The organism is Natronospira proteinivora, from assembly GCF_024170465.1.
Lineage (GTDB): Bacteria > Pseudomonadota > Gammaproteobacteria > Natronospirales > Natronospiraceae > Natronospira > Natronospira proteinivora.
The window spans coordinates 314,685-335,461 of sequence record NZ_JALJYF010000001.1 but is presented as its reverse complement, the minus strand read 5'-3'; the positions used below and the strand labels follow the sequence as shown (position 1 = coordinate 335,461).

General features: G+C 60.4%; 19 protein-coding genes. 5 read left to right on the top strand and 14 right to left on the bottom strand.

The features are described from left to right. Positions 1 to 82: 82 nt before the first annotated feature. From J2T60_RS01550 to J2T60_RS01540, 3 genes are all read right to left on the bottom strand, one after another. Positions 83 to 538, bottom strand: a complete 456-nt coding sequence (locus tag J2T60_RS01550) for an NUDIX domain-containing protein (RefSeq protein WP_253444472.1) — start codon at positions 536 to 538, stop codon at positions 83 to 85. A 91-nt stretch (positions 539 to 629) separates the two neighbouring features. Further along, entirely contained in the window at positions 630 to 1,010 is a 381-nt protein-coding gene (locus J2T60_RS01545) for an Hsp15 family ribosome-associated heat shock protein (RefSeq protein ID WP_253444469.1), read from the bottom strand. A gap of 406 nt (positions 1,011 to 1,416) precedes the next feature. Further along, on the bottom strand, positions 1,417 to 2,214 hold the full coding sequence (locus J2T60_RS01540; protein WP_253444466.1) for a DUF1295 domain-containing protein: 798 nt from the start codon (positions 2,212 to 2,214) through the stop codon (positions 1,417 to 1,419). 289 nt (positions 2,215 to 2,503) lie between these two features. On the opposite strand from J2T60_RS01540, the gene J2T60_RS01535 reads away from it, so the two are divergent. The 3 genes from J2T60_RS01535 (at position 2,504) to J2T60_RS01525 (ending at position 6,233) form a co-directional block, all read left to right on the top strand. Next, the gene (locus tag J2T60_RS01535) at positions 2,504 to 3,700 is read left to right on the top strand and encodes a glycine C-acetyltransferase (protein WP_253444463.1); all 1,197 of its coding nucleotides are present in this window, start codon (positions 2,504 to 2,506) and stop codon (positions 3,698 to 3,700) included. A gap of 182 nt (positions 3,701 to 3,882) precedes the next feature. Continuing rightward, positions 3,883 to 4,908, top strand: coding sequence for an L-threonine 3-dehydrogenase (gene tdh, locus J2T60_RS01530; RefSeq protein WP_253444460.1), 1,026 nt, complete (start codon positions 3,883 to 3,885; stop codon positions 4,906 to 4,908). A gap of 44 nt (positions 4,909 to 4,952) precedes the next feature. After that, a complete protein-coding gene (locus J2T60_RS01525; RefSeq protein WP_253444457.1) occupies positions 4,953 to 6,233 on the top strand; it encodes a M48 family metalloprotease in 1,281 nt (426 codons plus the stop codon). 141 nt (positions 6,234 to 6,374) lie between these two features. On the opposite strand, the gene sppA is transcribed toward J2T60_RS01525, so the two are convergent. From sppA to ffh, 11 genes are all read right to left on the bottom strand, one after another. Then, positions 6,375 to 8,228, bottom strand: a complete 1,854-nt coding sequence (gene sppA, locus J2T60_RS01520) for a signal peptide peptidase SppA (protein WP_253444454.1) — start codon at positions 8,226 to 8,228, stop codon at positions 6,375 to 6,377. A gap of 177 nt (positions 8,229 to 8,405) precedes the next feature. Continuing rightward, positions 8,406 to 9,185, bottom strand: a complete 780-nt coding sequence (locus tag J2T60_RS01515) for a DUF6502 family protein (RefSeq protein ID WP_253444451.1) — start codon at positions 9,183 to 9,185, stop codon at positions 8,406 to 8,408. A gap of 360 nt (positions 9,186 to 9,545) precedes the next feature. Then, positions 9,546 to 10,076 (bottom strand): alkylhydroperoxidase, AhpD family, encoded by a 531-nt coding sequence (gene ahpD / locus J2T60_RS01510; protein WP_253444449.1) that lies wholly within the window; start codon positions 10,074 to 10,076, stop codon positions 9,546 to 9,548. A gap of 83 nt (positions 10,077 to 10,159) precedes the next feature. After that, positions 10,160 to 10,699, bottom strand: a complete 540-nt coding sequence (locus tag J2T60_RS01505) for a peroxiredoxin (RefSeq protein ID WP_253444447.1) — start codon at positions 10,697 to 10,699, stop codon at positions 10,160 to 10,162. A gap of 146 nt (positions 10,700 to 10,845) precedes the next feature. Continuing rightward, the gene (htpG, locus tag J2T60_RS01500; RefSeq protein WP_253444445.1) at positions 10,846 to 12,720 is read right to left on the bottom strand and encodes a molecular chaperone HtpG; all 1,875 of its coding nucleotides are present in this window, start codon (positions 12,718 to 12,720) and stop codon (positions 10,846 to 10,848) included. A 152-nt stretch (positions 12,721 to 12,872) separates the two neighbouring features. Next, positions 12,873 to 14,648, bottom strand: coding sequence for a hypothetical protein (locus J2T60_RS01495; protein ID WP_253444443.1), 1,776 nt, complete (start codon positions 14,646 to 14,648; stop codon positions 12,873 to 12,875). Positions 14,649 to 14,800: 152 nt separating this feature from the next. Then, complete coding sequence (gene rplS, locus J2T60_RS01490) at positions 14,801 to 15,145, bottom strand: 50S ribosomal protein L19 (protein WP_253444441.1); 345 nt, start codon at positions 15,143 to 15,145, stop codon at positions 14,801 to 14,803. Positions 15,146 to 15,158: 13 nt separating this feature from the next. Next, positions 15,159 to 15,941 (bottom strand): tRNA (guanosine(37)-N1)-methyltransferase TrmD, encoded by a 783-nt coding sequence (gene trmD, locus J2T60_RS01485; RefSeq protein WP_253444439.1) that lies wholly within the window; start codon positions 15,939 to 15,941, stop codon positions 15,159 to 15,161. Continuing rightward, positions 15,942 to 16,484 carry a ribosome maturation factor RimM gene (gene rimM / locus J2T60_RS01480; RefSeq protein WP_253444436.1) on the bottom strand — a complete coding sequence of 181 codons (543 nt, stop codon included), beginning with the start codon at positions 16,482 to 16,484 and terminating at the stop codon, positions 15,942 to 15,944. A gap of 10 nt (positions 16,485 to 16,494) precedes the next feature. Beyond that, positions 16,495 to 16,761: a 30S ribosomal protein S16 gene (gene rpsP, locus J2T60_RS01475; protein ID WP_253444433.1), complete on the bottom strand. Its 267-nt coding sequence runs from the start codon at positions 16,759 to 16,761 to the stop codon at positions 16,495 to 16,497. A gap of 162 nt (positions 16,762 to 16,923) precedes the next feature. Beyond that, positions 16,924 to 18,297, bottom strand: a complete 1,374-nt coding sequence (ffh, locus tag J2T60_RS01470) for a signal recognition particle protein (protein WP_253444430.1) — start codon at positions 18,295 to 18,297, stop codon at positions 16,924 to 16,926. Positions 18,298 to 18,467: 170 nt separating this feature from the next. Here ffh and J2T60_RS01465 point away from each other — a divergent pair, with 170 nt between their 5' ends. Continuing rightward, complete coding sequence (locus tag J2T60_RS01465) at positions 18,468 to 19,298, top strand: cytochrome C assembly family protein (protein WP_253444427.1); 831 nt, start codon at positions 18,468 to 18,470, stop codon at positions 19,296 to 19,298. Positions 19,299 to 19,385: 87 nt separating this feature from the next. Continuing rightward, complete coding sequence (locus tag J2T60_RS01460; protein WP_253444423.1) at positions 19,386 to 20,672, top strand: HlyC/CorC family transporter; 1,287 nt, start codon at positions 19,386 to 19,388, stop codon at positions 20,670 to 20,672. Positions 20,673 to 20,777 lie beyond the last annotated feature (105 nt).

Below are 20,777 nucleotides of genomic sequence, written 5' to 3'. Positions count from 1 at the left end.
GGAGCGGATTCATCCGCGATTACCATAGCGCGGCACGGTAACCGCCGGAAGCAATCGCGGATAAATCCGCTCCTACGGGTCTTCAGCTGTTGTTGGGAATGGGCAGGGGGCGGACGGGGGCGCACTCGCCCTTGTCCCGCCAACGCAGGTAATCATGAAGGATCAGGCCGTGATCGAAAGCCAGGGGCGGCGGGTGGGCCGGGTCGGCCAGTTGGATGGCCTTGGCATCATCGCCGGCTCGGGGCGTACCAACCGCCCGGCCCACATAGGTCACCGAGACATTGTGCCCCCGGGGATCCCGGCGGGGGTCAGAATAGACACCCAGGAGTGTCACCAGGCGCACATCCAGGCCGGTCTCTTCCCAGACCTCCCGCATGGCGGCCCGCTCCACCGTCTCGCCCACATCCACAAAGCCCCCCGGCAAGGCCCAGCCCAAAGGCTCGTGATGGCGCTCAATGAGCACAATCCGCCCATCGCCCGTATCAGGCTTTTCAATGACCACGTCCACGGTCAGCAAAGGGGTTTCGGGTCGAGGCATGGAGACTCCCGTTAACAAAGATGTTGCTGGGAGGATAACAGGATTGGGCCGCGGATCGCGTAAAACCGCCCCGCCCTTCAGGTCCGAAGGATCAGGTCTTGCCGGTCATCTTGCGAAGCTGGCGGCGCTCTTTCTTGTCCGGGCGCCGTTCCGGAATGGGCCGGGCCAGGCGTTCCATCTTGCGAATCTCGGCCTGCTTGCGGCGTGCTTCGATACTGGCCTCGGTTTCCTCGTAGAGGCCTTCGGCCACCTTGGCCGGGCCCCGCTTTTCCGACAGGCTCTGGACCACGATATCGAACTGCACCGGGCCCTTGGTGACCCGGACCTCATCGCCCTGCTTAAGCCCATGGGACGGCTTCACCCGATGCCCGTTCACATGCACCTTGCCCCCGGCCACCGCCTTCTGGGCCATGGCCCGGGTCTTGAAAAACCGTGCCGCCCACAACCACTTGTCGATCCGAACATCACTCATGGGGTCATTCTAGCAAGCCTGGGCGGTTGAGGGCATTGGGGGCGGTATCAGCTTGGTAAAGGCGAACACGAAGGACACGAAGAAAAGCAGAAGGGCACGAAGGGGGTATTCGGTGGGAGGCGCTTGCGCTTTTTCCTCTCCGTGTCCTCCGTGGTTCTCCGTGAGCTCCGTGTTAAATTTCCAATCTATAAAAGGAACACGGAGGACACGGAGGGCCACGGAGATCACGGAGCAATGCTGGGGTTAGGCCTTGCCCGGCCCTTTCCAAATCCCCAACCCTTTTCGCGCATTAATCATTCCTTCGTGTCCTTCGTGTCACTGCTTTTATACCAATTCAAGCCCCTAACGCCGCCCCAAAATACGTTCGCGGAAGCGGGGTTCGCTGGTGTCTTCGCTCATCGCATCATTAACTTCCACGGGGCCGAGGCGGACCCGGAATCAGGGCATTGGTGCGGCGGACATAGTCAACGTATTCCGGCTTTTTATCTTTAAGGCTTTTCTCCAGCAGGCTGACGCCGGAAAAACGGATAATGGCGAAAGTCATCAGGGCCGGACCGAAGGCCGTCCACCAACCACCCGCCGGCAGACTCATCAGCCAATAGCCCCACCAGACACAGACATCACCGAAATAGTTGGGATGGCGGGTATAGCGCCATAGGCCCCGGTCCATGACCCGTCCCTGGTTGTCCGAATCCGCCTTGAACCGGGCCAGCTGCCAATCGCCCAGGGATTCGAAGACAAAACCGGTGAGCCAAAATAGGCCCCCAAGACAGAACAGGGCCACGAACGGCCCGCTCAGCTCGGGCAGCACCTGACCGATCACGAGTAGCGGCATGGCCACCACCCACATGATCACCCCCTGAAGCAGAAACACCGTAAACAAGCTGACCCACCAGAAATGGCCCTGGTGCTTGTCCCGCATTTCCCGGTAACGATAGTCCTCGCCATGACCCCAGTTTCTCCAGGTCAAATACAGGCTCAGGCGCAAGCCCCACAGGGTGACCAAGCCGACCGGGATCAAAGCCAACTCGTCTCGGGCGCCCGTCAGCCACCAGAACCAAGCCAAGACCACGAAACCCAGCCCCCAATAGCGATCCACCAGACTGGCATCCCGACAGAACAGACTAATCAACCAAACGAAAACCATCAGGCCAATGGCCACGCCCAGGCCGGCCAAGGCAGCCGTTATCAGGTTTTCGAACATGAATTGCTCCTCATTGGCCTGGAAAAATAGACCGCTGGCTTTTCAAAAAGATAATGGGAGACCCACCATTCCTCGCTGTTGCGGAAAGCAAAAAACTCTTCGCTGGCCATGAAGAACATGCGCCACTGACTCTCTGTCGCTGTCTTGTGACATTAAATTATACAATAACGATGCAACTAACTTACAATTAATTTTGCAAACATGACCGCGGTCGTGAATGGGTATTCCGGCGGGGCCACGGGCCAAACTGTTATAATCTGAGGCTTTCCCACCGTTTTGGAGGCAGAGCGTGAAAGCGGACATCCTGGAGCATCTTCGCAAAGAACTGGACACCCTCCGCGAGGAAGGCCTATACAAGGCCGAGCGGGTCATCACCACGCCCCAGGAGGCGGAAATCGCCCTGGCCGACGGCAAGGAGGTGATCAACCTCTGCGCCAACAACTACCTGGGTCTGTCCAACCACCCGGAGCTGGTCAAGGCCGCCCACAAGTCCCTGGACGACCACGGCTTCGGCATGTCCTCGGTGCGCTTCATCTGCGGCACCCAGGACATCCACAAGGACCTGGAAAGCAAGATTTCCGATTTCCTGGGCCAGGAAGACACCATCCTCTACCCCTCCGCCTTCGACGCCAACGGCGGTCTGTTCGAGACCCTGCTGGGGCCGGAGGACGCGGTGATCTCCGACGAACTCAACCACGCCTCCATCATTGATGGGGTGCGCCTGTGCAAGGCCAAGCGCTTCCGCTACCGCAATAACGATATGGCGGACCTGGAAGCCAAGCTCAAGGAAGCCGAAGAGCAAGGAGCCCGCTTCAAGCTGATCGCCACCGATGGAGTCTTCTCCATGGACGGCTATATCGCCGACCTCAAGGCCATCTGTGATCTCGCGGATCAATACGATGCCCTGGTGATGGTGGATGATTGCCATGCCACCGGCTTTCTCGGCAAAACCGGCCGCGGCACCCATGAACACTGCGATGTGATGGGCCGGGTGGATATTCTCACCGGCACCCTGGGCAAGGCCCTGGGCGGTGCCTCCGGCGGCTACACCTCGGCCAAGAAGGAAATCGTGGAATGGCTGCGTCAGCGTTCCCGGCCCTACCTCTTCTCCAATACCCTGGCGCCGGTGATTACCCAGACCTCTATCCGGGTGCTGGAAATGCTGTCCGAAGACGACAGCTTCCGGGACCGGCTGTGGGACAACACCCGTTACTTCCGGACTGAAATGGAAAAGCTGGGTTTTGACCTGCTGCCGGGCGAGACCCCCATCATCCCGGTGATGCTGGGTGATGCCAAGCTGGCCAGCGAAATGGCGGACCGCCTGCTCAAGGAAGGGGTCTATGTGATCGGCTTCTCCTTCCCCGTAGTCCCCCGGGGCAAGGCCCGCATCCGTTCCCAGATGTCCGCCGGCCTGAGCCGGGACCAACTGGACCGGGCCGTGGCCGCCTTCGCCAAGGTAGGCCGGGATATGGGCATTATCCAATAAGCGGGAAAAACAGGGGAATCACCGAGTTGGCCCCGTAGGAGCGGATTCATCCGCGATTGGCGTAGAGCGCCGCGGTGGCATCCGAACGCCATCGCGGATGAATCCGCTCCTACGGAGGGGCTCTCGGCAAATCGGCATCGTCGATGGTTCCAGGAATTCAAATCAATCATCAAGGGGTGCTTATGCGCGCGCTCGTGAAGAAACATGCGGAAGAAGGGATCTGGATGCAGGACGTGGCGGAGCCGGAACCCGGCCCCAACGATCTGCTTATCCAGGTCAAGAAAACCGCCATCTGCGGCACCGATATCCACATCTACAACTGGGATGAATGGGCGCAGAAGACCATCCCGGTTCCCATGACCGTGGGCCATGAGTTCTCCGGCGTGGTGGTGGACATGGGCTCGGAGGTCAAGGGCTATAAAAAGGGCCAGCGGGTCTCCGGCGAAGGGCATATTACCTGCGGGGTCTGCCGCAACTGCCGGGCCGGGCGGCGCCACCTCTGCCCCAACACCGTGGGCGTGGGTGTCAATCGCCCGGGCTGCTTCGCCGAGTACCTGGTGATCCCGGCGGAAAACGCCTATCCCCTGCCGGATTCCCTGTCGGATGAGATCGCCGCCTTCCTGGATCCCTTCGGCAATGCCACTCATACCGCCCTGTCCTTTGACCTGGTGGGTGAGGATGTGCTCATCACCGGGGCCGGCCCCATCGGCATGATGGGCGCGGGTATCGCCAAGCATGCCGGTGCCCGCAATGTGGTGGTCACGGACATGAATGATTACCGCCTGGACCTGGCCCGCCAGATGGGGGCCACCCGCACGGTCAATGTTCAGAACCAGAACCTCAAGCAGGTCATGGACGAGCTGGGCATGGTGGAAGGCTTCGATGTGGGCATGGAAATGTCCGGCGCCGGACCGGCCTTTCGCCAGTTGATCAGCAGCATGACCAATGGCGGGCGCGTCGCTCTTCTGGGTATCCCGCCCTCCGACACTGCCATCGACTGGAATGAAGTGATCTTCAAGGGCCTGTTTCTCAAGGGCGTGTACGGCCGGGAGATGTTCGAGACCTGGTACAAGATGCTGGCCATGCTGGACTCGGGACTGGATATTTCCCCCGTTCTCACCCATGAATTGGGGGCAGATGAATTCCAGAAGGGCTTCGATATCATGCGCTCTGGGCAATCCGGCAAAGTGGTGCTTGATTGGTCCTGATATTTCACCAATAGTGAAGTGATCAACACCCCAGGAGGATCACCATGGCCATTGCCCCGCATCTCCGTCTTATTGGTCTTGCCCTCCTCCTGGGGCTGCTGTCCGCCTGCGCCGTCAATCCCGTTACCGGCGAACGCGAGTTCCGCCTGGTGTCCGAAAGCCAGGAAATCGCCATGGGGGAGCAAAACTACGCGCCCCTACGCCAGATGCAGGGCGGCGACTATCAAGTGGACCCGGCCCTCAGCGACTACGTCAACGAAGTGGGCCAGCGGGTGGCGAGGGAAAGCGACCGCCCCGACCTGCCCTATGAGTTCGTGGTAATTCACAGCGATGTCCCCAATGCCTGGGCCCTGCCCGGCGGAAAAATTGCCATCAATCGGGGCTTGCTGATGGAATTCGAAAGCGAAGCGGAACTGGCCGCCGTGCTGGGCCATGAAATCGTACATTCGGCGGCCCGGCACAGTGCCCAGCAAATGGAACGGCAACTGGTCTTGCAGGCCGGTGTTCTGGCGGTGGCCGCAGCCAGCTCGGATAGCCGCTACGCCGGTGCCATCGTGGGCTCAGCCGCCCTGGGGGCCGGCCTCATTGGGCAACGATACAGCCGCAGCGCCGAGCTGGAGGCGGATCTCTATGGCACCCGCTACATGCACGCGGCCGGCTATCACCCGGACGGCTCGGTCAAGCTCATGGAGCGCTTCATGGCGCTTTCAGAGGGCCGTCGAGAAAACTGGCTGGAGGGCATGTTCGCCAGCCATCCGCCTTCCCAGGAACGAGTCCGGGCCAATCAGGAGACCGCTGAACGCCTGGGCCGGGAGGGGGAATGGCATCGAGATCGCTTTGAACAGGCCATGAAAACCCTGCGGACCCATGCCCCGGCCTACGAGCTGGCGCAGCAAGCCCGGGAAAAGCTGCAGGCCGACAAGCCCGACGAGGCGATGGCCCTGGCCCGCAAGGCCCAGTCCCAGGTCCCTGAAGAAGCCCGCTTCAGAGGCCTGATGGGTGATATTTACCGAAGCCGGGGCAACGAGGAAGAAGCCCTGACCCATTATCGTCAAGCCGCCAATCTGGAGGATGGCTATTTCCAGCATCACCTGATGATCGGCATGCTGCGGGAATCCAAAGGCGAGGATGACGAGGCCCGACAGGCACTGAAGCGCAGCATCGATCTGCTCCCCACCGCCCCGGCCCATCTTCACCTGGGCCATATCGAGCGCCGAGCCGGCAACCGGGAAGCGGCCATCCAGCATTACCAAACCGCCGCCCAATCCGACTCCGAAGCCGGCCGCCAGGCACGCAGCGCACTTGAGGAGATGGGGCTGGGCTAGACCCTGTTCAAGCGCTCCTCCAGCAAGAACGACCACGCCCCCTATGAAGCGTTCCTCATGGAATTCCGGGGGAAATCACGAAGACCCCAAAAAAAAGCCCCGGTGGAAACCGGGGCTTTTTAAGGCTTGCTACGACAGCAATCAGTCTTCTATCACACAGGCATGGCAGTAGTAATAGAGGTGATTGGGATCGTTGAAGCTGTCCAGCTGCTCCAAGTCATCCTGCAGGGACTGCAGCAGCTGGCGGTGGGGGGCCTGATGCACCCGGCGCTCCAAGGCGCTGGGCAGCTGGGCACTGGCCCCACCCAGTAGGTCCGCAATCAGCTTCTCCTGCCAACTGGGTTCATGCTCCTGATAACGGATATGCCACTCTTCCAAATCCGCCAGCCGAGCCGCACTCTCGATGGCCTGCTCCAAGCCCCCCAGTTGATCCACCAGGCCGGCCCGATGGGCATCGACCCCGCTCCAGACCCGCCCCCGGGCCACGGCATCCACTTCCGATCGGGACATATCCCGATGATCGGCCACCTTGCTGATGAATTCTTCGTAGCCATGCTCAATGGAAAGCTCCAGGGCCCGGGCCACGTCCGGATTCAGAGCGCGATCCGGGCGGAAGGCACCGGACAGATCCGTGGTGCCCACCCCATCCGTGGTGATCCCCACTTTCCTCAAGGTTTCCTCGAAGGTGGGGAACATGGCCAGAATGCCGATGGAGCCGGTAATGGTGGTGGGATGGGCCCAGATCTCGTCGGCCGCCATGGCGATCCAATAACCACCGGAAGCGGCCACGCTCCCCATGGACACCACCACCGGCTTGCCGACCTCCTGCACCAGCTCCAGCTCGCGCAGGATCACATCCGACGCGAAGGCTGAGCCACCGGGGCTGTCCACCAGCAGGACCACGGCTTCCACCGCATCGTCCCGCCGGACTTCCCGGATCAAGGCAGCCGTGGAATCCCCCCCCACGGTGCCGGGCGGATGAACCCCATCCATGATCGGACCCACCGCGGGTACCACGGCGATGCGACCGCCACGCTCCCGGTGCTTGCGCTTTGGCTTGGCTTCCAGATACTGGCTCATGGATATCTGCCGGAAACTACCCGACTCCGGATCTTCACCCACCTGTTCGATCACCCGGTCACGCATGCGATCACGGGGCATAAGCTGATCCACCAGCCCAAGCTCCAGGCTCAGCGCGGAGAAATCCCCATCCCGGGCTTCCAGATTATCGGGAATGTCGTTGATATAGGACTGGATATCATCCGGCCCCATGCCCCGCCGCTCGCTCACATCCGCCAGCCAGCCGTCCCAGAGACTATTCATGTAGGCCAAGCGGGCTTCACGGTCTTCCTCGGACATATCGTCCCGGGTATACGGTTCGACGAAGGATTTGTACTCGCCCACCCGGAAGACATTCCATTCCGCATCCAGCAAATCAATGGTACCGGCGTAGTAGTTCCGATAGGTCTCAAACCCGGTCAGCATCACCATCCCCCCCGGGTGCATCAGGATCTCATCCGCCTGAGAGGCCAGGAAATACTGGGGCTGGGAGTAGGAATCACCCAGGGCGTAGATGGGCTTGCCCGTATCGCGGAAGCGGTCGATGGCCTCGGCGATGGTCTGAAGCTTACTCAGACCGCCACCGTAAAGATCGCCCAGGTCCAGTACCAGCGCATCAACACGGTCATCTTCCGTCGCCAAGTCGATACTGCGAACCACATCCCGGACCAGGGTTTCCGGAATTTCCCGCCCCAGAGCCCGATCGAGCGCGCGCTCCAGGAGGGTGCCGGTCTTCTGTTCCACCAGGAATCCCTGGGGATTGACCACCATGGCCACGCCGTCCTCAACCTCGGGCCGATCCTCGGGCGAAAAAAGCAATACCAGGACGAATAGCAGAACCAGGAAGAAAACCAGGTTGACGATCACGCGTCGGGTCGTATCCATGCCCCGACCAATGCGTCGCATCAAGCCGGGACGCTCAGAACCTGTGCTCATGACAAGCCACTCCATTGCAGAAACACTGAGAAATACCCACCAAGGTGGGTCATAAAGGCATGACTATACCCTCAGGACAGGCTAGCGCAAAGGTTCGAGTCCACAGGGAGACAGACACAAAAAAGCCGGCCCCCCAGGGCCGGCTTCATAAAAGTCATCGCGCAATCGGCGATGGCATTATCGCTCGAAGGTGAAAAAAACCACCCCCGCTTCCTGATCCGAGCCGGATTTCTGGCTGGGCAACAGGGCTTCGGCCTGCTGGAAAACCTTGTCGCCCTTGTCCATCGCAGCCGCTCGGAAAGCCGCCAGACTCTCTGCCGACACCGAGTGAGCCGTCAGTCCGTGGAAATGGGCAGCATCGCTGTCCTGCCAGTTCAGATCCACACTCTCCACCAGGGCCGCGCCCGCCTGGCCCAGGTAATCCAGTTTTTTCGGGTCCATTTCATTGGGGGGCGCGTAGCTGCGAATCCGCAGGGAGAGGAAACCATCATCATGACGTCCCACGGCATGGACCCGGTCCAGTTCGTCCAGGACGGCCCGGGCCGGCGCATCGCCGCTATAACGACGCACAAGACGTACAAAATCCAGCTCCCCTGCTTCCGACTCCATCTGCAAGCGAACCGGCTCACCATTGCCGTCCTGGAAATCCGGATCATTTACCCATCCGTAGATCACCCGTGCCGCCCGATTGTAGAGACGCAGCATGCCTTCGCCTTCCCGGGGCGGCTCGGTTTGAACCCGCTTGACCTCTTTCCGGGACAAACCGGTAATCACCGACACACGGGAATCACTCTGCTTGCGCCCCGGAATACGGAATTCCTCCCGGGCCGTTTCCACAAAGACCCGTTTGGCCAGTTCGGCAAACGCTTTATAGCTGACCCCATTACGCAGCAGCATGCGGGCGAGGGGACGAAGCATGGCCGCCAGGGCCTTGTTGAGATGCTCGTTCTGCTTCATGGGTTAACTCTCTTATGTAAAAAGTTTGCAATGGACGACTCACTCAAACAAATACAAGGGCTAATCCGTCAGGTCCCCACGCCAAACGGTCTCACCCTCAATCGCCATTCCGTCTTATGCAAAATAGATTGATTCTAAAAACAGCTCCGGGATAAATTCTAGCCAGCCCGAGAAGCCCACGCAAGCCATTTTTTCTGGACAGAATCGCCCAGCTGGCAAGAAACTGCCACCGCTCATCCAACTTAACCGACAAACCGGGTGCCGGGAAACAAAAAACCCGGTCCTTTCGGTCAAAACCTCACAGTCAAGACGGCGCTGAGGTACCGGAAACACCGGGTTTTTTGTCGATCAGCGGATGCTTCAAGCAGCGAATCGAGTGGTGCTGGCAGCCGCCTTGATCACCGCAGCAATCCGCACGGCACTTTGGATCGCCTCACGACTGACTTCCGCCTTGCGCAAGGCCTTTTCGTGGTTCTCCACGCACAGGCCACAGCCGTTAATGGCAGAAACAGCCAGGGAATACAGCTCGAAATCCACCTTCTCCACTCCCGGACGACCAATCACATTCATACGCAGATTGGCTGGCATGCGGGCATATTCCTCGTCGCCCACTAGATGCAGAAAACGATAATAAACGTTGTTCATGGCCATGATCGACGCTGCCGCTTTGGCAGCATTGACGGTTTCTTCCGCGACTTCGTCCTTGACCAGAGCTTCCACCTGGCGTGCGAACACTACATTGTCCGAGGCGTAGGCTGAAGCCAAGGCCGTGCCATAGACCTGCTCTTGGCTGAGGCCCGGGGCCCCTTCTTTTTTGAGCACGGAGGACAGGTTGAGCCGGATATCCTTGGCGTAATCCGGCAGGGATTGCTTGAGTTCCGTAACACTCATGGGTCACCTCCTAAATCATTCGGCGCTAAAAAAAGGGCCGCCTCCCGCCGGGAGACGGCCCCAAAAACTCCACTGAGACCGTCTTAAGCGGCGCTCAGGGTCTCCTGACCCTTCTCCCAGTTGCAGGGGCAGAGCTCGTCGGTCTGCAGCGCGTCCAGAATCCGCAGGATCTCATTGGGGTTGCGGCCCACGCTCATGTCGTTGACCGAGACGTGGCGGATGATGCCGTCCGGATCAACGATGTAGGTGGCACGTTGGGCAACGCCCTCTTCCTTGTCCTGGATGCCCAGCTGGGACACCAAGTTGCGGTTCAGGTCGGCCAGCATCGGCACCGGCAGGTTCTTCAGGCGCTCGTCATGGGTGCGCCAAGCCAGGTGCACGAATTCGCTGTCGGTGCTGGCCACCATCAGCTGGGCATCCCGGTCTTCGAACTCGTCGGCCATGTCGCCAAAGGACTGGATTTCGGTCGGGCACACGAAGGTGAAGTCCTTCGGATAGAACATGTAGATGGTCCACTTGCCCGGGAAGCTCTTGTTGTTGATTTCTTCAAAGGCGTTCTTCTCGTCCGTGGACACGGTGGCGTTCACGGAAAACTCGGGAAATTTTTCACCAATACCCAGCATTAAATAACCTCCTGTTGTGGTTTTGCTATTAAAAACTAACTATCAATTTGATATGACTATTACAACGCAATTCGCCATCATCGGTCAAGGAAAGAAAACCTATCAGCGGCATAGATCGCTACTATCACTCAGCCAAGACAAGTCGTTCAGGCTTGCTCAGACTGACGGGACTGACCGGTCAACATAGCGTTCAAACGCCGGACGAAGCCGGCCGGATCAGCCAGCTGCCCCCCCTCAGCCAGCAAGGCCTGATCAAACAGCAACTGGGACCAGTCCCCCAGCCGGGCCTCATCCTCCAACTCCGACAACTGACGGACCAGGGGATGGTCCGGGTTCACCTCGAGGATCGGACGTAATTCGGGCACCGTCTGACCGGCTTCTTTTAGCAGGCGCTGCAGGTTCAGGCTGAGACCGCCCTGCTCGGCCACCAGGCAAGCCGGCGAATCCACCAGACGCCGGGAAACCCGCACATCCGAAACCTGATCCTCCAGCTGCCCCTTGAGCTTGTCCAGCAGGGGCTTGTGGCGCTCATCCTTGGCCTCGTCGTCCTTGCTGTCGCCCACTTCATCCGCTTCCAGCTCGCCGTGGGTCACCGAACGCAGGGGCTTGCCGTCAAACTCGGTGAGGTTGGCCACCAGCCATTCATCCACCCGATCCGAAAGCAGCAATACCTCCACGTTCTGCTTGCGGAAGGCCTCCAGGTGCGGGCTGTTGAGGGCTGTCTCGTGATTATCGGCAGTCACATAGTAGATGGCCTTCTGATCCGGCTTCATCCGATCTACATAGTCCTGCAGTGATACCGTCTCCCCATCCGGCTCCCGGGTGGAGGAGAAACGCAACAGCTTGGCGATGCGATCGGTGTTATCCGGATCTTCCGCCGGGCCTTCCTTGAGCACCTTGCCGAACTGCTCCCAGAAGTGGGCATAATCGTCGGGCCGATTTCGGGCCATGTCTTCCAGCAGGCCCAGGACCTTTTTCACCGCACCGGCACGAATGCTGCGTACCAGGCGATTGTCCTGAAGGATTTCCCGCGAGACATTCAACGGCAGGTCGGCCGAATCCACCACCCCGCGCACAAAACGCAGCCAGCCGGGCATGAGCTGCTCGGCCTCGTCCATGATGAAGACCCGGCGTACATACAAGCGAATACCGCGACGCCGTTCCCGATCCCAGAGATCAAAAGGCGCCCGCCGGGGAATGTACATCAGCAGGCTGTAGCTCTGGCGGCCTTCCACATGATTGTGGGTCCAGTCCAGGGGCTCTTCCGGGTCATGGGTCAGATGCTGATAAAAGCCCTCATAATCCTTGTCTTCCAACTCTTCCTTGGAACGGGTCCAGAGCGCGGCGGCTTCATTGACCTTCTCCCAGTCCTGCCCTTCCTCATCGGATGGCATCAGAATGGGACGGCCAATGTGGTCGGAATAACGCCGGATAATATGGCGCAGCCGTTCCGGTGCCTGAAATTCCTCGGCATCGTCCCGAAGCTTGAGGGTGATGGTGGTTCCCCGCTCGGACCGCTCTATTTCCTCAATGGTGAACTCACCGCTGCCATCGGACTGCCAGCGCACGCCCTTATCCTCATCCGCTCGGCGTGTTTCCACCGTGACCTGCTCGGCCACGATGAAGCTGGAATAGAAACCCACGCCGAACTGGCCGATGAGGTCGGCATCCTTGCGCTCATCCCCGGACAGGGATTCCAGGAAACGCTTGGTGCCGGAGCTTGCGATGGTGCCCAGGTTGTCAATCACTTCCTGATAGCTCATGCCGATGCCGTTGTCGCTCACGGTCACCGTTCCGGCTTCCTTGTCAGCGCTGATGCGAATCGCCAGATCCCCTTCGCCTTGCAACAGGGTTTCATCCTTCAGGGTGGCAAAATGTAATCGGTCACAGGCATCCGAGGCATTGGATATCAGCTCCCGCAGGAATATCTCCCGATTGGAATACAGGGAGTGAATCATCAACTGCAGAATCTGCTGGACTTCGGCCTCGAATTGACGGGTCTCTGCGTTCGCTTTAGCCATGGGAATCCTGTCTCTCTCCGAAACGATGAAACTCAAGAAAACGGGGTGCCTTTATCGGCTCACCGCCAATATGGGAACGATGCTGATGATTTCAAGGCAAAAAGATTAAGTGAGCGCGGAAACGGATTCCCCGTCGCCGATTCAGAACCGCTTCATTCCGGGCGAGGGCTGTCTTCCAATGGCGTCAACTCCAGGGGGCGGGTCTGGAGCCGCTGGATTCGATTGCGAAGCACCGAACGGCGCGCCTCGTCATCCGTGGCATTCAGCAGGGACTGGTAAAGCCGGCGGGCATCATTCACCAAACCGGCATCCGCCAGGGCATCCGCCGCCCGGTATCGGGCTGTCTGGGCCCACTGATCCATTGAGAAGGGATCCAGATAGCCGGCCGAGCGCAGATAGAGACGGGCCGCCTCAGCCTGGTCCCCCTGCCCTTCCGCCGATTCCGCCGCCCAGAAGAGGATTTCCCGATGCTGGCGATCGCTGAGCTCCCCTTCCATCAAGGTCATTAGCATCTCGTAGGCTGGTTCATGGTCTCCCATGTTTTGCATATCAAAGATCACTTGCAGAAAACGATCCACATCCAATGCCTCGATATCGGATAGCAGTCCTTCCAGCACGGCCAAGCCTTCCGCACGTTGACCGCCCAGCAGCAGCACTCGCCCTCTCTGCAACTGCCATTCCTGGGGATCGCTGCCTTCCGGGGCCTCATGCAGGCCTCGCATCAGCTCGGAAGCCAGGGGGATATCCGCTTCATCCAGAGCCACTTCCGCCAGTTGATAGCGAACGGAACGGGGAATGCTTTCGGCATCCGGGAATCGATGGCTGTCGAGATAGAGCCGGCGCAGTAGTGCCGGTCCATGCCGGACAGTGTCCAGACTGCCGGCGATCAGGGCATGGGCCCGGTTTCTGGCGCTGGATTCATAACTCTCATGGGCAATCACACTGAGCAGGGCCCGCGCCTTGATAGGGTCACTGCCCAAATAGCCCTGAGCCTTGTCGAACCACATGGGATCATCACCGACCAGGATGCGGGCCTCATTCCCCAGGCGCTCGCCATATTCCTGATAGGCCGTCCAGAGTTCGTCAATGTCCAGGCGAAACATGGGGTCCAGGCGCTCGGGATCTTCCCGGTAGCCCAAGCCGCGCTCCAGCGCGCCGATACGGGCTGATCGATTGCCGGTCTTCTCCGCGGCCCGAGCCGCCAGGGACCAAGCCATGCGTCGTTGCGCCAGATCCGCATCCTCGTCAAAACCCAGTTGGATGGAACGGCTCAGGATTTCACCGGCCTGATCCGGCTCCGCCATCAACCAGGCAGCCAGACGCAGCGCTCGATAGTCAGCCTCGGGCAAAGCCTGCAACACCCGCAAGGCCTGGTGACCATCGCCCTCCTGAAGATACAGCCGGGCTTCCATCAACCGGCTGCCGCCGTCCTCATCGCCAAAATCCTGACGAAAGCGGCGCAATGCCGTTCGAGCGGCCTGGACCTCTCCAGCTTCCAGATAGGACTCCACCACCAGCCGCCGCCAGGGGCGTTGTCGTTCAGTATCGGCGGGATTGGTGGACCAGATCAGTGTACGAAGGACGGCCCGGGCTTCCTCGGGTCGGTCCAGGGACAGCAGGGCACGAACCCGTTCGGTATTGGCCCAACGCAGAAAATCCCGATTCAGGCTCTCGGGATAATCGGCCACCCGTTCTTCCATCCGGGCCCATTGGCTGCGACTGCGATAGAGGAACAATCGCTCCCGTTCCCAGCGCATCCAGGCCACCGGATCCTCGTCCACCGAAGGCTGATGCCGATCCATCAGCTCCATGGCCAGCTCCACCGCCCCGGAGCGGGCAATCCCCGAGACCTCCTGGATATCCGCTGCCCGCACCTGCTGAGCGAATAACATTGTGGCAATCAGAGCTGTCAGGACTAGAACACGCATCGTGGTATCCATGATTCCAAAACGGAAAGGGACGGCCTCCAGACGGGATTGTCCAGCAAAAGACGCGGCTTATCCAGACAACCACAAAAAACGGGCGGCTCCCCGAAGGAAGCCGCCCGCCAGATTCGGCACAACGCCGGAATCGGTCTGGATCAGACCTTTTCCTTGATTCGAGCGGCCTTGCCCTGACGGTCGCGCAGATAATAGAGCTTGGCACGACGCACATCACCCCGACGCTTGACCTTGATCTCGGCCACATTGGGGCTGTGGGTCTGAAACACCCGCTCCACACCTTCGCCATGGGTGGTCTTGCGCACGGTGAAGGCGGAATTGAGCCCCCGGTTACGCTTGGCAATGACCACGCCTTCAAAGGGCTGCAGACGCTCGCGGTCACCTTCCACCACGCGCACCTGGACCAGCACGGTATCACCGGGACCAAACTCCGGCACATCGGTCTTCATCTGTTCTTGCTCGAGTTCTTTGATGATGTCGCTCATGACTTCACCTGCTTCAGTCTTCTGATTTGCCGGAGCACGTCGCCCCATCCTGTCCACTCTGCTCGGCGATAAACTCGTCCAGCAGGCGGCGCTCCTCTTCACTCAATTCACGGCGCGCCAACAAGTCCGGGCGACGCTGCCATGTTCTTCCCAGGGCCTGTTTCAACCGCCATTGCCGAATGGCTTCATGATCGCCACCCAGCAACACCGGCGGAACAGCCCGTCCCTCGACCGTTTCCGGCCGGGTGAAATGCGGATGGTCCAAAAGACCCTCCGCAGAAAACGAATCCTGACTGGCGGACTCGGCATGCCCCAGTGCCCCCGGCTGCAGCCGGGCCAGGGCATCGATGACCACCATGGCCGGAAGCTCGCCACCGCTCAAGACGTAGTCTCCGATGGACACTTCCAGATCGACTTCCTGCTCCAGAAGTCGCTCATCCACGCCTTCGTAGCGTCCCGCCACCAGCAACAAACCCGGTGCAGCGGCCAATTCCTCCACCAGGGCCTGATCCAGCAGACGACCCTGGGGGCTGAGATAGATTGTTTTACTGCCTGCCGGCAGCTGGGACCGAGCTTGGCGAATGGTCTCGCCCAGCGGCTCCACCTGCATCACCATGCCGGGGCCACCGCCATAGGCCCGGTCATCCACCGTACGATGCCGGTCCCGGGCAAAATCCCGGGGATTCCAGGTCTCAACCGAAATCAGATCCCGGTCCACCGCCCTGCCGGTCACGCCAGATTCAGTGACCGGCCGGATCAATTCCGGAAACAGGGTGATGACGGCGAATCGAAGCATTCAGAACTCCGGATCCCAATCCACCACCATGCAACCTGCATCCAGATCGATGGTCTTTATGAAAGGGCCCTGCACGAACGGCACAAGCCGCTCCCGGTCGCCCTGAACCACCAGCACATCATTGGCCGGGGTTTCCACCAGGTCGACAACCCGGCCCAGGGTTACACCCTGCTCGGTTTCCACCACCAGGCCGATCAGATCGACCCAGTAAAACTCATCCGGATCCGTGGCCGGCAGATCGTCACGGGCGATGGCGATATCCCGCCCCATGAGGCCTGCCGCCTGATCCCGGTCGTCCACACCTTCCAGTTGGGCAACCACGCCATTTCCATGCTTGCGGCCAGTGACAACCGAATAGGGTTGCCAACCGCCGGGGCCGCGCAGAAACCAGCGTTGAAAATCCACAATGGATTCCCGCGGCCGGGCATGGGAATAGATTTTCACCCAACCGCGTACCCCGAACAGCCCGGAGACACGCCCCATGACCACCATTTCGGTGTCCGGGGGCATATCACTGCGGGCCGTGTCGGGCCGGTCCATCATGGCCGGTGTCTCAGGCTTCGGCCTGGGATTCCGCCTGCTTGCGGCCAACCTTCAGCAGCTTGGCAACCCGCTCGGACGGCTGCGCACCCTGGGAGAGCCAGTAATCGGCGCGTTCCAGATCCACCCGCAGCTTCTCGTCATTACCCCGGGCAACCGGGTTGAAGAAGCCCAGACGCTCCACAAAGCGACCATCGCGGGAATTGCGGCTGTCGGTAACAACCAGATGATAAAAGGGGCGTTTTTTCATACCACCCCGGGCTAGACGAATCGTGACCATGCCGTCTCTCTTTCGGTTCGGACAAAAGGTTTCCGGCACCGGCCAACGACCGGCGCTTCGGTAAACCGGGCATTTTACGCGAAGCGGCAGAAAGCTACAAGCTCCGGGCAGCGACCCAAGCCGCCCCGGCCCGGGCAGACAGCATCGGGCGGAACCGGCGGGCTAGCCGGGGAATCCGCCCCCCATGCCGGGCGGCAACTTGCCCTGCATGCCCCGCATCATCTTCTTCATGCCCCCCTTCTTGCCCATCTTGCGCATCATTTTCTGCGCCTGAGTGAACTGCTTGAGGAGCTTGTTCACATCCTGAACCTGGACCCCGGAACCCTGGGCAATGCGCCGTTTGCGGGAGCCGTTGATCACCGCGGGCTTGCGCCGTTCCTGCTTGGTCATGGCATTGATGATAGCCACCTGGCGCCGGATCACCCCGTCATCGAACTGATTGGCCATGCCGGGCGGCAGCTTGCCGGCACCCGGCATTTTTTCCATCAGGGCACTGACCCCGCCCATGCTCTGCATCTGCTCCAGCTGATCCCGAAAATCCGCCAGATTGAAGCCCCGACCCTTCTTAAGCTTTCTGCCCAGCTTCTCGGCCTTGTCGCGATCAACCTTGCGCTCCACCTCGTCCACCAGACTGAGCATGTCGCCCATGTCCAGAATCCGGGAGGCCACCCGATCGGGATGAAAGGCCTCCAGGGCATCGCTTTTCTCGCCCATGCCCATGAATTTGATGGGCTTACCAGTAACATGGCGTACGGACAGGGCCGCCCCGCCACGGGCATCGCCATCCGCCTTGGTCAGCACCACGCCGGTCAGGGGCAGGGCCTGTCCAAAAGCCTCCGCGGAGCGAACCGCGTCCTGGCCGGTCATGGCGTCCACCACGAAGAGGGTTTCCAGGGGCTCCACGGCCGCGTGGATGTCCCGGACCTCCTGCATCAGGTCCTCATCCACATGCAATCGACCGGCGGTATCCACGATTAGCACATCGGCATGCTGACGCCGGGCGTATTCCATGGCCTGGTCGGCAATCTGCTTCGGCGCGGTGCCCTCCGCCGCCCGGTAGAAGCTCGAGCCTACCTCGCCGGCCAGGGTTTCCAGCTGTTCGATGGCGGCCGGCCGGCGAACATCGGTACTCACCAGGGCGACTTTTTTCTTCTCGGTTTCCTGCAGATAGCGGGCCAGCTTGGCTGTGGTGGTGGTCTTGCCCGCCCCCTGCAGGCCAGCCAGCAGGATCACCACCGGCGGCCGGCCCCGCAGGTTCAGGGCCTCACGCTCCGAGCCCATCACCCGGATCAGCTCTTCATGGACCACCTTGACCAGGGCCTGACCGGGGGTCAGGCTCTTGAGCACTTCCTGGCCCACGGCCCGCTCGCGCACCTGCTCAATGAACTCCTTGACCACCGGCAAGGCCACATCGGCCTCCAGCAGGGCCATGCGCACTTCCCGCAGGGTGTCCTTGATATTGTCTTCAGTAAGCCGCCCGCGACCCTTGACCCGGTCCAGGCTATGACCAATTCTTTCGCTAAGACCCTTGAACATGCGTAAACTCTGGATAAGGCAAGAAGACGGGTATTCTACCTGTCCTGACCCGACTTTCGCATCCCGCCGGTTCCCAACAGGCGCCTTTTCCGGGTAATCTGAGAGAATATCGGGCAATCAGCCGTCGATGGACGGCGCCCAAATACCGACTCGGGAAATTCAGGCGCATCATGCTAGGCCCCATCATCACCGTCACTGCCGCTGTCTGCTACCTGCTGGCCATGCTCCTATTGGTCATCCGACTGGTACGGAGAACCGCCTCGCCCCTGGCCACCGACCGCATGCGGGGCACGGCCCTCACCGTGGGCTTGCTGGGCACCTTCCTGCATGGGGTCAGTCTCTGGATGGTGGTGGTCCACCCTGCCGGACTGAATCTGGGCCTGCTCAACATTATTTCCCTGGTGGGCTGGGTGGTCACCGGCGTCATGCTGCTATCGGCCCTGCGACAGCGAGTGCTCAACCTGGCCATTCCCCTGCTCCCGGTGGGTACGCTGGCAGTCCTATCCACCCTGTTGAGCGATAAAGGTTTACCCACCCTGGTTGATCAGCCCTATCCGGTCCTGGTCAGTCATGTTTTTCTCTCCATTGCCAGTTATAGCCTGTTGAGCATCGCTGCGGTGCTGGCCATTGTCCTGAGTTTCCAGGAGCGCCGCTTGCGTGGCCGGCATCCCGGCGGCCTGCTTCGCATCCTGCCGCCGCTGGAGATCACCGAGCGACTGCTGTTCCAGCTGATTGCCCTGGGCTTCGCCGGCCTGACGTTGGCACTGTTCAGCGGCCTGTTCTTTGTCGACAACCTCTTCGCCCAACACTTGGTCCACAAGACCGTTCTATCCCTGGCCGCCTGGGTGCTGTTCGGCACCCTCCTGTGGGGACGGCTGCAATTCGGCTGGCGCGGCCGGGTGGCTATTCGCTGGACCCTGTCCGCCTTCGCCCTCCTGGCACTGGCCTATTTCGGCAGCCGCATCGTATTGGAAGTGTTCCTGGGTCAACGCTGGGGTTGACCGGGGTGATTCACCCAATCCACTTGCCCGGGCTTCCTCCGCTCGGCGACAATAGTCACCCACTTCTCGGGGGAGGTTGAAAACACTTTGGAATCCATTCCTTTAGGTGCTCTATTCGGCACGCTGGGCGTTCTCATCGTACTGTCCGGGTTCTTTTCCGGCTCCGAAACCGCCCTCATGACCCTCAATCGCTATCGCCTGCGCAACCAGGCTCAGGATGGGCACCGCGGGGCCGTATTCGCCGAACGATTGCTGAGCCGCCCCGATCGCCTGTTGGGTTTGATTCTGCTGTGCAACAACTTCGTCAATATTGCAGCGTCCGCACTTTCTACGGTTATCGCCCTTCGCCTGGGGGGTGAGGCGGCCATTGCCATTGCCACCGGTTTGCTGACCCTGGTTATCCTGATCTTCGCCGAAGTGGCGCCGAAAACCCTGGCAGCCCTTCACCCGGAACGTCTGGCCTATCCAGCCGCCTACGTCTATACGCCCCTGATCAGGATTCTCTACCCTGTCATCTGGATGGTGAATCTGATTGCCAACGCCCTGCTCCGGCCCTTTGGCATTCGTCCCGGCCTGAATCAAGATGATTCCCTGAGTCCGGATGAACTGCGCACCGTGGTCACCGAGGCGGGACGTCTAATCCCCAAACGTCACCAGAAAATGCTGGTGAGCATCCTGGATCTGGAACAGGCCACGGTGGAAGACATCATGGTGCCGCGCAATGAGATTGTCGGCATCGACTTGGCGGATCCCTGGGACGAGATCCTGGAAGCCCTCACCAACAGCCAGCACACCCGCCTGCCGGTTTTCCGGGAGAACATCGACAATATCGTGGGAATACTGCATTCCCGCCGAGTGCTCAATTCCACCTCCCGGGGGGAGCTGACCCGGGAGACCTTGGAAGATATCGTTCGGCCACCCTATTTCATCCCGGAGAACACGTCACTGCACCGGCAGCTGATCAATTTCCAGAATACCCAGCGCCGTATCGGCCTGGTGGTGGATGAGTACGGGGATATCCAGGGCCTGGTCACCCTGGAAGATATCCTGGAGGAAATCGTGGGCGAGTTCACCACCGATCCCACCGCCACCCGTATCAAGGGAATTATCCGGGAGGAAGACGGCAGCTGCATGGTCAACGGCAATATGCCCCTGCGGACGCTGAACCGGATCCTGTCCATCAAGCTTCCCACCGACGGCCCCAAAACGGTCAATGGCCTGGTACTGGAGCATATGGAGACCATCCCCGAACCCGGCACCAGCATCAAGGTGGCCGGCTATCCTCTGGAGATCGTCCAGAGCAGTGCCAGCGCGGTGAAAACCGTCCGCATCAAGCCACGGTTGCCGGACCACGATGGGGAGGCCACGGCCTAAGCCACCCAGCCCTGCTGAGCAGCAGGCCTCACGACTGGGCGATTCGAACTAAGCCCAAGCGAACTCATCACCTCCACTGCTTTCAGCCTGGAGGATCGAGTGCAG

What these genes read in the sequence shown, in the direction of transcription:
- J2T60_RS01550 (WP_253444472.1), bottom strand. Translation starts at nt 538, where the DNA reads ATGCCTCGACCCGAAACCCCTTTGCTGACCGTGGACGTGGTCATTGAA.
- J2T60_RS01545 (WP_253444469.1), bottom strand. Translation starts at nt 1,010, where the DNA reads ATGAGTGATGTTCGGATCGACAAGTGGTTGTGGGCGGCACGGTTTTTC.
- J2T60_RS01540 (WP_253444466.1), bottom strand. Translation starts at nt 2,214, where the DNA reads ATGTTCGAAAACCTGATAACGGCTGCCTTGGCCGGCCTGGGCGTGGCC.
- tdh (WP_253444460.1), top strand. Translation starts at nt 3,883, where the DNA reads ATGCGCGCGCTCGTGAAGAAACATGCGGAAGAAGGGATCTGGATGCAG.
- J2T60_RS01525 (WP_253444457.1), top strand. Translation starts at nt 4,953, where the DNA reads ATGGCCATTGCCCCGCATCTCCGTCTTATTGGTCTTGCCCTCCTCCTG.
- sppA (WP_253444454.1), bottom strand. Translation starts at nt 8,228, where the DNA reads ATGAGCACAGGTTCTGAGCGTCCCGGCTTGATGCGACGCATTGGTCGG.
- J2T60_RS01515 (WP_253444451.1), bottom strand. Translation starts at nt 9,185, where the DNA reads ATGAAGCAGAACGAGCATCTCAACAAGGCCCTGGCGGCCATGCTTCGT.
- ahpD (WP_253444449.1), bottom strand. Translation starts at nt 10,076, where the DNA reads ATGAGTGTTACGGAACTCAAGCAATCCCTGCCGGATTACGCCAAGGAT.
- J2T60_RS01505 (WP_253444447.1), bottom strand. Translation starts at nt 10,699, where the DNA reads ATGCTGGGTATTGGTGAAAAATTTCCCGAGTTTTCCGTGAACGCCACC.
- htpG (WP_253444445.1), bottom strand. Translation starts at nt 12,720, where the DNA reads ATGGCTAAAGCGAACGCAGAGACCCGTCAATTCGAGGCCGAAGTCCAG.
- J2T60_RS01495 (WP_253444443.1), bottom strand. Translation starts at nt 14,648, where the DNA reads ATGCGTGTTCTAGTCCTGACAGCTCTGATTGCCACAATGTTATTCGCT.
- rplS (WP_253444441.1), bottom strand. Translation starts at nt 15,145, where the DNA reads ATGAGCGACATCATCAAAGAACTCGAGCAAGAACAGATGAAGACCGAT.
- trmD (WP_253444439.1), bottom strand. Translation starts at nt 15,941, where the DNA reads ATGCTTCGATTCGCCGTCATCACCCTGTTTCCGGAATTGATCCGGCCG.
- rimM (WP_253444436.1), bottom strand. Translation starts at nt 16,484, where the DNA reads ATGATGGACCGGCCCGACACGGCCCGCAGTGATATGCCCCCGGACACC.
- rpsP (WP_253444433.1), bottom strand. Translation starts at nt 16,761, where the DNA reads ATGGTCACGATTCGTCTAGCCCGGGGTGGTATGAAAAAACGCCCCTTT.
- ffh (WP_253444430.1), bottom strand. Translation starts at nt 18,297, where the DNA reads ATGTTCAAGGGTCTTAGCGAAAGAATTGGTCATAGCCTGGACCGGGTC.
- J2T60_RS01465 (WP_253444427.1), top strand. Translation starts at nt 18,468, where the DNA reads ATGCTAGGCCCCATCATCACCGTCACTGCCGCTGTCTGCTACCTGCTG.